The organism is Streptomyces sp. HNM0575, from assembly GCF_012726265.1.
In the GTDB taxonomy this organism is placed as follows: Bacteria; Actinomycetota; Actinomycetes; order Streptomycetales; family Streptomycetaceae; genus Streptomyces.
The window spans coordinates 395370-407763 of sequence record NZ_JAASAG010000001.1 but is presented as its reverse complement, the minus strand read 5'-3'; the positions used below and the strand labels follow the sequence as shown (position 1 = coordinate 407763).

The following is a 12394-nucleotide window of genomic DNA, read 5'->3' as shown; positions in this document are numbered from 1 at the left end:
AGGACCCGGGGCGCGGCGTCCTGTCACCCGCGGGGGCGCAGCAGATCGCGGCTGACGATGAGCCGCTGCACTTCGCTGGTTCCTTCGTAGATCGTTGTGATGCGGGCATCGCGGTACAGGCGTTCCGCCGGCACACCGCGGATGTATCCGGCGCCGCCGAGGATCTGCACGGCGCGGGAGGTGTTGCGGATACTCGCCTCGGAGGCGAACAACTTGGCCATCGAGCAGGCAGGGCCTGCGGGCCGGCCGGTGTCGAGCAACAGGGCGGCGTCCTCCAGGAGGAGCTTTGCGGCCCTGTGATCCACGGTCATGTCGGCGAGTTGGAACGCGACGGACTGGAACGCAGCCAGCGGTTCACCGAACTGACGGCGGCTGACGGCATGTTCGCGGGCGGTGTCCAAGGCTGCCCGCGAAATGCCGTTGGCGAGCGCGCCGATGCCCAGCCGCCCCTTCTCCAGTACGGAGAGCACGGCGCCGAAGCCGGTACCGGCCTCACCCAGGAGAGCGGTCGATGGCAGACGGACGTCCGTGAAGACGAAGCCCCCCACGGGGGAGGCCTTCTGCCCCATCTTCTTCTCGCGGTAGGCGCGTTCGACGCCCGGTGTGTCCACGTCGACCAGGAACATCGACATGCCGCCGCGCTTGCGCTTGCCGGGGTCCGTCACTGCGAGGACCAACGCCACGTCGGCCACCGGCGCGTTGTGAATGTAGATCTTCTCGCCGTTGAGGATCCAGTCGGCACCGTCGCGGCGGGCGCTGGTCTTCACTCCCCCGAGGTCGGATCCCGCGTCGGGTTCGGTCAGTGCGTAACTACAGCGCGTCCGGCCGCTGATGAGCCCGGGCAGGTAGCGGTCCTTCTGCTCGGGCGTGCCGAAGCCGACCAGCAACGAGGCGACCAGTTCCACCAGGCCGCACTGGTCGGCGACGCTGGCGTAACCGTAGGAGAGCTCCTCCATTACGGCGACGTAGTCGCCCACCAGACCTCCGGCACCGCCGTCGGTCTCGGGGACGGTGACCCCCATCAATCCCAACTCGCCCATCTGGGCATAGATCTCCTCGGGGAAACGCTCGGTGCTGTCGAGCTCTTCGACGATCGGTGCGATCTCCTTCGCCGCGAAGTCGCGCACCATGGCGGTGAGAGCCTCACGCTCCGAGGCAGCTTCGGCGGTCGGGTTCGGTGACATCGGTGGGTCCTCCAGGTGTGCGGGCTGATCGCTTGCCGCTGTGTTGCTCAGGGTTTGAAGATTTCTGCCGGCATCGGACGAAGCGACGGATCAATCAGCGGGGTGAAATCCATGAGGTCCAGAACGTCGCGACGTACGTCGATGCCCGGAGCGACCTCGACCAACGTGAGTCCCTCATCGCGGAGTTCGAACACGGCGCGTTCGGTCACGAAGAGAGCTTGCTGTCCCCGCCGGCGTGCGGTGGCGGCATCGAAGGTGACGTGCGAGACCGCCGGTACGAACTTGCGCACCCGGCCTTCGATGACGATCCGCATCTCGCCCGGACGTACGTCCGTCCGCAGGCCCTGAGCGGTGAAGGTGCCGCAGAAGACCAGCTTGTCCGCGGCATGGGCGATGTCGATGAAACCGCCCGGTCCGACTACGGAGGGGCCGACCTTGCTCACGTTGACGTTCCCGTGCTGGTCGGCTTCGGCCATGCCCAGCACGGCCACGTCGAGCATGCCCGTCGCGAAGAAGTCGAACTGCGAGAGGGAGGAGACCAGTGCGTCGGGATGCCGGCTGAGACCGAAGAGGACGCCGGTCTCGGGCACGCCGCCGACAGCCCCCTGCTCGATCGCGAGCTGGACGTCGCGCAGCCGGCCCTCCTCTGCCAGGACATCGACGACTCCCGCGCTCATGCCGTAGCCGACGTTGAGCACGCAGCCTCGCGGTACTTCCAGCGCCGCCCGGCGGGCGACGACGTCCCGCGGTCCTGCCGTCACAGCACGACGGGTCTGCTGCGGGTGTCCGGCAGTACCGGGCTGAACGAAGGCCGGGTCGAACTCGGCCGCATACGTCTGCCACTGGCCGGGGCTGAGGACGGCGATGTCGACCAGGGGACCGGGGACGCTCACCATGCGCGGGTCCTGGCCCCCGGCCGGGACCCGGCGCTTCACCTGCGCGATGACCTTGCCGCCACAACCGCGGGCGGCGGCGGCAACCGCCTGGCTGTCCAAGGAGGCGGCCTCCCCGGCGAAGCTGACGTTGCCCTTCTCGTCCATAGAGCTGCCGCGCACCAGACCGATGTCGACGTGCACTGGGCGGTAGTGCAGATACTCGACCCCGTCGATCTCCACCAGCGTGACGAGGTCGTCCCGCGAGACCTCGTTGAGTCGGCCTCCCTGACGCCGCGGGTCGACGAACGTCCCGAGCCCCACCTGGGAGAAAACGCCCGGGCGCCGGGCACCGCTCTCACGCAGCAGCGCAGCAATGATCCCGGCGGGCAACGAGTAGGCCTCGATGGTTCCTTCGGCGGCCAGAGCCTGCATCGCCGGAGACCACGACCAGTGGCCGCCGATGACGCGGGTGACCATGCCCTCATGCGCGAGGCGGGTCAGCCCGGTCTTCCGGCCGTCACCGATGCCGAGGCCGTGGATCACGGTCAGGTCCCGCGGATGTCCGCTGTCCAGGAAGCGCTCCTCGACGGCGGCGAGTACATCGTCGGCCTCGAGGATGCCGCCGCCAGACCCGCTCATGGCGATCGTCGCGCCGTCCGGGACGGTCTCCGCTGCCGCGGCGGCTGACATTGCGGCAGGGCCCAAGTTCGCACACCTCATGCGACGCTCATTCCGCCGTCGACGGTGACGACCGATCCGGTCGCGAACGAGGAGGCGTCACTTGCGAGGAACCCGACCGCCGCGGCGATCTCGCTCGCGTCGGCGAGACGGTTGAGCAGCTGACGCCCTTCGAGGTAGCGGCGGTATTCCACGGGATCCGCGACATCCGCTGCGATCTTCGAGAAGTACGGGGAGTCGGTGGTGCCGGGTGCGACCGCGTTGACCCGTACTCCCTCAGACGCGTGGTCCACTGCCATGGCCCTGGTGAGACCGAGTACAGCGGCCTTCGAAGCGCAGTACGCGGCCCGCCGTGGCATGCCGATCTGCCCGGCAACCGATGCGACGTTGACCACGGCACCGGAACCCTGAGCGATCATGCGCGGCACGATCGCGCGGCAGCCGAGGAAAGCACCGGTGACATTGGTGGCGAAGAGCGCCTCCCAGTCGGCCGGGCCGGTCTCGAGGACCGTCCCCTGTATGCCGTAGCCGGCGTTGTTGACCAGGACATCCACGCCGCCGAGCAGGTCGGCCTCTTCGAGGACCCGGTCCCAGGCGCCGGGATCGGTCACGTCGCCGACCACGACGGCCACCTGCCAGCCACGTGTCCCGGCCTCCTGGACGAGGGCATCGCACTCCGGCTTGTCCTTGGCCAGCACGACCTGCCGGGCGCCCTCCACCGCGAACAAGCGCACCGTGGCCAGACCTATCCCCGACGTGCCGCCCGTCGTGACGCACACCTTGTGTTTCAGGCTCATCACACCTCCAGTAACCGTTTTCTAACAGCGCCCTGTCTCGCGGGTCAACAGTCGCGCAGGAAGCTCTCGAATTGAGTGCTGGGCTTCATCCCACCAGTTGAGAGCCTCTTGGCTGGTTACCTGGGGGCTGGGGCGAAACAGGCGGCCGAAGTGAGAGAGCGTTTTCTCAATCGTTCAGGCAGCACGAGTGCGAGGGCGTCCCCGGCGATCGGCGGCCGCCCCGGCCGGCAAAGTCGGCCGGGCGTGTGTGCGGCGTCCCGCTCACACGCCCGAGCCGCGCAGCGTCGACGAGTCGGCTCTGTGCGCAAACCGCACTCGTTCAGGCGCCGTTGTGTGCTTCGTGCGACCTGCGGCAGTCGTGTGGCAGCGGCGGCGTGCTCCCCCGATGCGTGGCCCGGCGGTTGCTCAGGTGAGCACGACAGTCGAGGATCGACGATTCACGAGGATCGAAGTCGCCTCAGGGGACGTGACCGAAGTGGTCAGGGTGCGGTCCGGTCCTCTCATCGCGGTCGAGCGTCGCGATCATCTCGATGTCCTCCGCCGTGAGCTCGAAGCTGAAGAGGTCGAAGTTCTCCTCAAGTCGCGTTCGTGTGGCCGACTTGGGAAAGATGATGTCCCCGCGCTGGACGTGCCACCGCAACGCAACCTGAGCCGTCGACCGGCCGAGCCGTTCCGCGATCCGCGCGATTTCGGGATCGTCGAGGATCTTTCCGCGAGCGATCGGGGACCACGCTTGCGTGGCGATGCCATGACGGGCGCCGTAGGCCCTGACATGTTCCTGGGCGAGATACGGGTGCACCTCTATCTGGTTGACCGCCGGCACGATCGCACTCTCCTCGAAGAGGCGGCGCAGATGGTGGGGTTGGAAGTTCGAGACGCCTATCGCTTTGACACGACCGGACCGGTAGATGTCACTCAGGGCCTTCCACGCTTCGACGAAGGTGCCGTCGGCAGACATCGGCCAGTGGATGAGAAAGAGATCCAGGTAGTCCAGACCCATGTCGCGCAAGGTCCGATCGAAGGCCCGCATCGCGTCGTCGTATGCATGGAGCCCGTTGTTCAACTTGCTCGTGACGAAAACGTCCCCCCTGGCGATGCCGGACTCCCGGACCGCTTGGCCGACTTGCTTCTCATTCCCGTACATCTGAGCCGTGTCGATGTGGCGGTACCCGATCTCGAGTGCGGTGAGAGTCGCGTCCTTGGTGGCCTCCGACGCGACCTGGTAGGTGCCGAAGCCAAGCTGCGGTATCCGGACTCCATTGTTGAGCGTGATCTCGGGGACGGTGTTCACGGTGGCTTCCTCCGCGTGTGGGTCGGGCGCGACGCCTCGGCGCCGCTTTCGGGGCCGCGGCATGATCTTGAGGCAGCGGTCGACATGATCATCAGGACACACTTGAGTAAGCGCTCTCTAGCGTGCGCGAGCGGGCAGCGTCAACACCGGTCGAGGAATCTCACGAGCTTGCACCAGGTCGTATGACTGACAACTCACCGAGGACCGAGACCGTGCCCACGCCTAAACAGAAGACGCTTTCTGCTGGGCAGGAATGTGGAGACGCAACGCGCTGTGCTCAGGCACGGCGGACCTCACGCCGAGGCCCGGCGAGGGTCGCGCCTCTCAACCTCGCGGCGTCACTGGGCGCACACACACCCGCTGGCCAGCAGGCCAGGTGCGGGGCTCCGGCACACGAAAGCGCTACGCCTTGGCCGGACCGGTGGATGCGCGGTGAACCACGGCGGCACTGAGCAGCGGCGGTTGTTCGGGCCGCTTCCCGGAGAGCCTGGAAACGAGCATCGACCACGCCTGCGCGCCAAGTTCTTCCTTCGGGCTGACGATCGTCGTCAAGGCAGGGTCGGCGTATTGGGCCATGGCGATGTCGTCGAATCCCGTGACCGACATGTCCTCGGGTGTACGGATCCCCAGTTCGCGGAGGCGAGCGATGGCGCCCAGCGCCGCCAGGTCATTGAAGGCGATCAGCGCGGTCGGGTCGTGACTGAGCGCCTCGTCGGTCGCGGCAAAGCCGGCTGCGATGGTTGCATCCGCGGCGACCATGACCGGGTCGAGGCCCAGGATGCGGGCTTGCTCCACTGCCCGCCAGCGTTCACGGTTCTGCCAAGCGCTCGGAGAGCCCGCGAGATAGACGACGCGTCGGTGCCCCAGAGATGCGAGGTGCTGGCACAGAGACAGCATGGCGGAGAAGTTGTCCACGCCCACCATGGGCAGGTCGACACCGAGTTCCACGCGGTTGACGAGAACGGTGGGGACTGTGCGGGACGCGAGGTGCCGCAGGCTCTCGAGATCCATTCTGGAAGAGAGCACCAGCAGGCCGTCGACTCGCGGAAGGACGTCCAGGCAGGTCCCGAGTTCGTCACCCGGACTCTCCCACTCCGTGACGAGCATGCGGTATCCATCACGGGTCGCTCCGACACTCGTCGCCTTGATGATGTCGTAGAAGTAGGGGTTGGACAGGTCTGGCAGGACCACGCCCACGCAGTGGTGCATCCCCGAGGCAAGACCCTGAGCGGCGCCGTTGGGCTGATATCCGAGGTCGCTCGTGGCTTGCCGCACCCGGTCGGCCATTTCGGAATTGACGCTGGTCGAACCGCTCATGACCCGCGAGACGGTGGCCACCGACACACCGGCGGCATCGGCGACGTCCCTGATCGTGACCCGCCGCTGCTCACTCACCACCCCGGCCTCCCCATCAATCGTCCCTCCGAGGGAGTCCTGTTTCGCCTCGCGCCGACTTGGTCGACCCGTCCTCGATCCTGGCACATCTGATTGCCGTGCTCCGGCCGGGCCGGGAAGCGGAGGCAACACCATCGATCCCTTGCCGGCTGCCCTGCCTGACAGTTGACGAGGTCACCCGTTGCCGCGGCCGCCTCGTCCGTGACCGGCGCCCAGAGCGAGCCGGCCGACCGCGGCCCCTCGGCCATTTCGGGCGGGCACCCCGGGCTGGAGCACGCGCCCCGTGCCACGCCGCGGTGTCCGGAGTGTGGATGCAGTCGGTGGGCCCTAGGAGAGTAACCGTTTTCTACGAACAGGATGCCCATCCCCTTGTTGGCAGGTGAAGGCACTGATAGCTTGCCGTTCATCTTAAATCTAGTCGAGTAATCGCTCTCCGGGAGAGTCCATGATAGCCCCGATCACTGAGCGTGCCGTACGTACGTACGGAGTCTTCATCGATGGCGAGGAGACCCGACCGTCGGGGGAGCTCATCGCCTGCAAGGACCCGGGCACCCAGGAGATGGTCGCCCAGTTCGAGCGTGCCGACGTCGCGCAGGCGCAGGCGGCCGTAGCCGCTGCCCGCCGTGCGTTCGACGAAGGTGACTGGCCGTCTCGTTCAGGTGCGGAACGTGCTGAGGTTCTGCGTGCCCTGGCCTCGCTCATGCGCCGCGACCAGGAAGCCCTCGCTCGGATCGACGCCGAGGAATCAGGTAAGCCCATTCGGCTCGCCCGGGGGGACGTCGCCGCCAGTATCGCCATGACCGAATATGCAGCCGCCCTGGCCGTGACGGCTCACGGTGACGCGCATACCAGCCTCGGGCCGGACTTCACCGGTCTGGTCATCCGTGAGCCGTGCGGAGTCGTCGCAATGATCACTCCGTGGAACTTCCCTCTGTTGCTGCTCATGCAGAAACTGCCGTACGCGCTGGCCGCCGGCTGCACTGCGGTGTGCAAGCCCTCCGAGCTGACCTCGGGCAGCACTCTGGAAATCGCCAGGCTGGCGGCCGAGGCCGGGCTGCCGGCTGGTGTCTTCAACGTCGTCACGGGACCGGGCTCGACAGTGGGGAATCATCTGGCGCGGTCGGAGGATGTCGATGTGCTGTCGTTCACCGGCAGCACCGACGTGGGACGCGCCATCGTCGAGGCGTCGGCCGGCAACCTCAAGCGGCTCTCCCTGGAGCTCGGCGGCAAAGCCGCCAGCATCGTCTTCCCTGATGCCGACCTTGAAGACGCGGTCGACGGGGTGCTCTTCGGGGTGCTCTTCAATCAGGGAGAGTGCTGCGTCTCCGGAGCGCGTCTGCTGGTCCACGAGGATGCGGCCGACCGCTTCGTCCAAGCTCTCGCGGACCGTGTGCGCGAGCTCCGGGTGGGGGTTCCCCTCGACGAAGCGGCAGACATCGGGGCGATGATTCACTCCGCCCACCTGGACAAGGTCCTCGCTTACGTGAGCGGCGCGGAAGCAGAAGGCGCCCGGATCGTCGCCGGCGGAAGCCCGCTCACATCGGGCCCGTTCGAAGCGGGCTGTTTCATGGCCCCCACGATCATCGACGAGGTTTCGCCCACCTCCCGCCTCTTCCAAGAGGAGGTCTTCGGCCCCGTCTTGGCGGTCAGCCGGTTCCGGACACACGACGAGGCGATCGAACTCGCAAACTCCGTCGAGTACGGGCTCGCGAATTCCGTGTGGAGCAAGAACATCGACACCGCCCTGGCCGTGGGCCGACGGCTGCGCAGCGGAACCGTGTGGGTGAACACCACCATCGACGGCGCGCCCCAGCTCCCGGGCGGTGGAGTCAAGAGCAGCGGATACGGCCGGGAGATGGGCGAGGCCGGCTTCGAGGAGTTCACTGAGGTGAAGACCGTCCAGATCCGTTCCGGAAAGCGGACGCCGTTCTTTCGTACTGCGTCCGCGTAACCATTCTGCGAATCCCGCTAGACCACCGACCTGCCAACCGCCGTAGCAGAAGCGGCTGTGGCGACGACCCCGGCTCCTGGGCGATGGCGCCCGGCACGCAAGAGTCCGGAACGGACGAGATTGAGGAGGCTCTCTTGTGGCTCAGCAGCAAGATGACTCATTCGACTACGTGATTGCCGGTGGTGGGACGGCGGGCTGCGTTCTGGCCAATCGGCTGAGCGCGGACCCGTCTGTGCGGGTTCTGCTCCTCGAAGCGGGCCGCTCCGACGCTCACCCGTTCATTCACGTGCCGGCGGGGTTCGCCAAGCTCACCGCGGGCCCGTACCAGTGGGGATTCGTCAGCCAGCCCCAGAAGCACTGCGACGGGCGCGAGATCCCTCTCGCCCAAGGCAAGGTCATAGGCGGAGGCGGCTCTATCAACGCCCAGGTCTTTACTCGGGGCAACCCGAGTGACTACGACCGGTGGGCGAGCGACTACGGCTGCGAGGGATGGTCCGCCAAGGACGTGCAGAAGTACTTCGTGCGCTCGGAACACAACGAGCGGCTTTCCGGTGCTCTGCACGGCGCGGAAGGCCCCCTGGGGGTCTCCGATCCGGTGAACCCGCACCCGTTGTCCAAGGCGTTCGTACGAGCAGGTCAGGAGTTCGGACTGCCGTACAACGGCGACTTCAACGGTGCCGAGCAGTTCGGCGTCGGGCTCTACCAGACGACCACGCGCGACTCGCGGCGCTGCAGCGCCGCGGCCGGCTACCTTCGCACGGTTCGCCATCGGAAGAATCTCGTGGTCAGGACGGCCGCGATGGTCAAGCGAGTCGTCATAGAGCACGGCCGTGCCACGGGGATCGAGACCATCGAGAGGGACGCCTTGCGGCGTTACACCGCTCTTCGCGAGGTGGTCGTGGCCGCGGGAGCGTTCGGCTCCCCGAAGATCCTTCAACTGTCGGGAATCGGGGATCCGGAGGATCTGAAGCAGGCCGGGATCGAGGTCGTCTGCGGACTTCCCGGCGTCGGCAAGAACCTTCAGGACCACTGCGACCTCGACATCATTTACGAGCTGACCTCTTATCAGAGCATGGACCGCTATACGAGGCCACTGCCTGCCACCGCGGCCGCCGCTGTGCAGTACGCGGCGTTCCGGCGAGGCCCCTTCGCCTCGACTGTCGTGGAGGCAGGCGGCTTCAGCTACGGCAACGATCAGGAGACCACTCCGGACTTGCAGTTCCACTTCCTCCCGGCAGCGGGCGTCGAGGCCGGAATCTCAGCGGTGCGCCCTGGCTACGGCTGCACTTTGAACTCCTACTTCCTCCGCCCGGGCAGCCGCGGCACGGTGCGCGTGGTGAACGCCGACCCGCGTGAAGCACCGCTCATCGACCCCAACTACCTTGCTGACGACTACGACGTCGAGATGGCGATCGAGGGTGTCCGGCAAAGCCGCCACATCATGGAGCAGCCGTCGATGGCACCGCACATCAAAGCGGAGCACATCGCCGCCGGGCAGTCCGTGAGGACCAAGGACGACTACGTCGCCTTCGTGCGCCGGCATGGGAGGACCGCCTACCACCCAGTCGGGACGTGCGCCATGGGTGATTCCGACCAGTCGGTCGTCTCGCCGAGTCTCACGGTGAACGGGTTGCAGCGCCTGCGAGTCGTGGACTCCTCCGTGATGCCGCGCATCGTCAGTTCCAACACCCAGGCGCCGACCGTGATGATCGCGGAGAAGGCCAGCGACATGATCCTTGAGGGCGCCAGCTGACCGGCCACCGCGGACGACGGCCGGCCGGCCCCCGGGGACCGCTTGCAGCGGAAGTCCTGCGTGGACCCCATCGCCGCAATAGTCGTATGCGACAGCGTTGTTCCCTCTCCGTCCTCCTCGGCGGTTGGCGCCAACAGCCCGACACCCGTGAGGCGAGATGAGAGAAGCCGATCACCTGCCGGTGATCGCGCCACGGAGGGCCTGGTCCACCGGCAGCCGGAGAGCGGCTTCAACGCCTCCCATGCAGCGTCCGTCAACTCGCCACGGCCTGTCACGTGATCGGTCACGAACCGGGCCTCATGCAGCCGTGGCCGTCCGGGTTTCGGCCTGGCGCACTCCACGCAGCGCGCCGGACCAGGCGATCACCTGGTCGAGCATGCCGCCGAGGGCGGTGTCGAGGCCCTCCTGGGGGACGAAGGCGCCGGTGTGGAACGAGGGGTGCGTCGAGATGGCGGGCTGGGCGCGGACCGTGGCCACCTGGAGTTCGGCGAGGACGAGCCGCAGTGCCTCGGCGGCCCGTGCCCCGGCGACCCAGCCGCCGTAGCTGATGATCCCGGCGGCCTTGTCGTTCCACTCCCGGTAGACGTAGTCCAGGGCGTTCTTCAGGGCTCCGGGGTAGGAGCGGTTGTACTCGGGGACGAGGAACACGTAGCCGTCGAAGCTGTCGATGAGTGCGCCCCAGGTGCGGGTGTGGTCGTGCTGGTACTGCTGGAGGTTCGGGTTGCCGGGCTCGTCGAGGTTGCCGAGGTTGTGGTCGGCGAGGTCGACGAGTTCGTAGTCGGCGCCGCCGTGGGCACGGGCGGCCTGAAGTGCCCAGGCGGCGATCTGGTCGCCGCGTCGTCCGGGGCGGGTGCTTCCGAGGATGAGTGCGATACGAAGCGTCACGGTCTTCCTTCCGGGGAGTTGATGCGTCAACTCTAGTTCGGGTAGAGTTGAAGTGACAACTCCGCTGGTCGCGGTATCCTCGGCGACATGACGGAGACGCCATCGCTGGAACCCGCGGAGTGGGAGTTCTGGGATACCTGGATGCGGGCGCAGCGCCTGCTCGCCAGGGAGCTGGAGCGTGGTCTCCAGCGTGACTGCGACATCTCGAAGGCCGAGTTCAGCGTGCTGGTGACACTGTGGCGGGCCGCTGGCCGCGAGATGCGTGTCGGCGAGCTGTCCGAGTCGCTCGACTGGGACAAGAGCCGCGTCTCACATCAGCTGACGCGGATGGAAAAGCGCGGCTTCGTCAAGCGCACCCAGTACGGGTCCGACGGCCGCCGCGCGGGGATCGGGCTGACCACCGAGGGCTGCCGTGCCGCCCAGAGCGCCGTCCTCGTACACGGCGGCTACATCCGCCGCCACTTCCTCGACTCGCTGACCCCCGAGCAGGCATCGGTCATCCGGGCATGGAGCGAGCAAGCAGTCGATCAACTCGACCCGCATCGCAGCGAGGCTGCCGGCGACGGTGCCTCCTAGACCGCGTCCCACGCCGCTGTCATAGACGCCGCCCCCGCCCCGATACGGCCATGGGCATTCCCGAACAGACCCCAGCGCGGAATCGGGGTGGGGTTACTTTGGGCCGGAGCTGCCATGGAGCGAGAGATCCGGGGCCCGCAAGCGGTGGCAAACCATACCCATCTGTCACCACGGCAGGGGGCCCTCCTCGTTGAAGAACCCGCCCGTCTCGCCGTCATCTCCGACAGTGGCCCAGTGCACCGAGGCGCGGGCACCTTCCTCAGTGCTGCGCACACCTTTGAAATCGTTCAGATCGGTCGCGACGTATCCCGGCGTGACGGCATTGATCTTCACGTGTGCCAGGTCCGGATCGTCGAGGAACGCGTTGGCGTACTTGACCGTCAGCATGTTCACGGCGGTCTTCGTCGCGGAGTACGCGAACGACTCGTGCGAGCGGGCGAACATCGAGCCCTTCTCGGTGGTCTTGGCGAAGATCGCAGAATCGCTGGCGACATTGACGATCCGCGCGGACGAGGACGCGCGCAGCAGTGGCAGCATCGCGTGAATGACTCGGACCAGGCCGAACACGTTGGTCTCGAACTCCTGACGCATGTCCTCGGCCGAGACCTCGATGGCCGGCTTGCGGACAAGCATCCCGGCGTTGTTCACCAGCACGTCCAGGCGGCCGTGCTCACGGCCGATGAACTCTGCCGCGTTCCGGACCGAGAGGTCGTCCGTGACATCGATCTGCAGCGGCCGCACGGAGAGCCCGATCTGCGTCAACTCCGTGGCCGCTTGGACGCCACGCTCGACGTTTCGGCTGCCAAGCAGCACCATGTGACCGCGCTCGGCCAACTGGCGCGCCGTGGCCAGGCCCACGCCCTTGTTGGCGCCGGTGACCAGGGCAATCCGTTCGGTGGGCAACTGTCCAACCCCTCCCGTAGTGCGTGCCGAGAACCCGAGTGGGAGCCATGAGGCCGAGAGCGTGGGCCAAGCCTGCTTCGTAGTTCAGGGATCCCAGCTGTCGATG

At 67.0% G+C, this 12394-nt stretch carries 10 protein-coding genes; 3 read left to right on the top strand and 7 right to left on the bottom strand.

The window, feature by feature from the left end:
* Positions 1-23 precede the first annotated feature (23 nt).
* From HCC61_RS01675 to HCC61_RS01655, 5 genes are all read right to left on the bottom strand, one after another.
* The gene (locus tag HCC61_RS01675) at positions 24-1184 is read right to left on the bottom strand and encodes an acyl-CoA dehydrogenase family protein (protein WP_169133396.1); all 1161 of its coding nucleotides are present in this window, start codon (positions 1182-1184) and stop codon (positions 24-26) included.
* Between the two features lie 47 nt (positions 1185-1231).
* Positions 1232-2749, bottom strand: a complete 1518-nt coding sequence (locus HCC61_RS01670; RefSeq protein ID WP_169133395.1) for a CoA-transferase — start codon at positions 2747-2749, stop codon at positions 1232-1234.
* Between the two features lie 26 nt (positions 2750-2775).
* Entirely contained in the window at positions 2776-3534 is a 759-nt protein-coding gene (locus HCC61_RS01665) for an SDR family oxidoreductase (RefSeq protein ID WP_169133394.1), read from the bottom strand.
* A 457-nt stretch (positions 3535-3991) separates the two neighbouring features.
* Positions 3992-4825, bottom strand: coding sequence for an aldo/keto reductase (locus HCC61_RS01660; RefSeq protein ID WP_169133393.1), 834 nt, complete (start codon positions 4823-4825; stop codon positions 3992-3994).
* 402 nt (positions 4826-5227) lie between these two features.
* Entirely contained in the window at positions 5228-6220 is a 993-nt protein-coding gene (locus HCC61_RS01655; RefSeq protein ID WP_206321931.1) for a LacI family DNA-binding transcriptional regulator, read from the bottom strand.
* A 445-nt stretch (positions 6221-6665) separates the two neighbouring features.
* On the opposite strand from HCC61_RS01655, the gene HCC61_RS01650 reads away from it, so the two are divergent.
* Together HCC61_RS01650 and HCC61_RS31400 are read left to right on the top strand one after the other, a co-directional pair.
* Complete coding sequence (locus HCC61_RS01650; RefSeq protein WP_169133391.1) at positions 6666-8171, top strand: aldehyde dehydrogenase family protein; 1506 nt, start codon at positions 6666-6668, stop codon at positions 8169-8171.
* Between the two features lie 136 nt (positions 8172-8307).
* A complete protein-coding gene (locus HCC61_RS31400; RefSeq protein ID WP_169133390.1) occupies positions 8308-9924 on the top strand; it encodes a GMC family oxidoreductase N-terminal domain-containing protein in 1617 nt (538 codons plus the stop codon).
* 297 nt (positions 9925-10221) lie between these two features.
* Here the strand turns inward: HCC61_RS31400 and HCC61_RS01640 are convergent, their stop codons facing one another.
* Positions 10222-10809: an NAD(P)H-dependent oxidoreductase gene (locus tag HCC61_RS01640; protein WP_169133389.1), complete on the bottom strand. Its 588-nt coding sequence runs from the start codon at positions 10807-10809 to the stop codon at positions 10222-10224.
* Positions 10810-10896: 87 nt separating this feature from the next.
* Between HCC61_RS01640 and HCC61_RS01635 the strand changes: the two genes are divergently transcribed.
* A complete protein-coding gene (locus HCC61_RS01635) occupies positions 10897-11385 on the top strand; it encodes a MarR family transcriptional regulator (protein WP_169133388.1) in 489 nt (162 codons plus the stop codon).
* 165 nt (positions 11386-11550) lie between these two features.
* On the opposite strand, the gene HCC61_RS01630 is transcribed toward HCC61_RS01635, so the two are convergent.
* Positions 11551-12288, bottom strand: a complete 738-nt coding sequence (locus HCC61_RS01630; protein ID WP_169133387.1) for an SDR family oxidoreductase — start codon at positions 12286-12288, stop codon at positions 11551-11553.
* Between the last annotated feature and the right edge of the window lie 106 nt (positions 12289-12394).

Coding starts and splice junctions, on each gene's coding strand:
- HCC61_RS01675 (WP_169133396.1), bottom strand. CDS start 1,184: ATGTCACCGAACCCGACCGCCGAAGCTGCCTCGGAGCGTGAGGCTCTC.
- HCC61_RS01670 (WP_169133395.1), bottom strand. CDS start 2,749: ATGTCAGCCGCCGCGGCAGCGGAGACCGTCCCGGACGGCGCGACGATC.
- HCC61_RS01665 (WP_169133394.1), bottom strand. CDS start 3,534: ATGAGCCTGAAACACAAGGTGTGCGTCACGACGGGCGGCACGTCGGGG.
- HCC61_RS01650 (WP_169133391.1), top strand. CDS start 6,666: ATGATAGCCCCGATCACTGAGCGTGCCGTACGTACGTACGGAGTCTTC.
- HCC61_RS01635 (WP_169133388.1), top strand. CDS start 10,897: ATGACGGAGACGCCATCGCTGGAACCCGCGGAGTGGGAGTTCTGGGAT.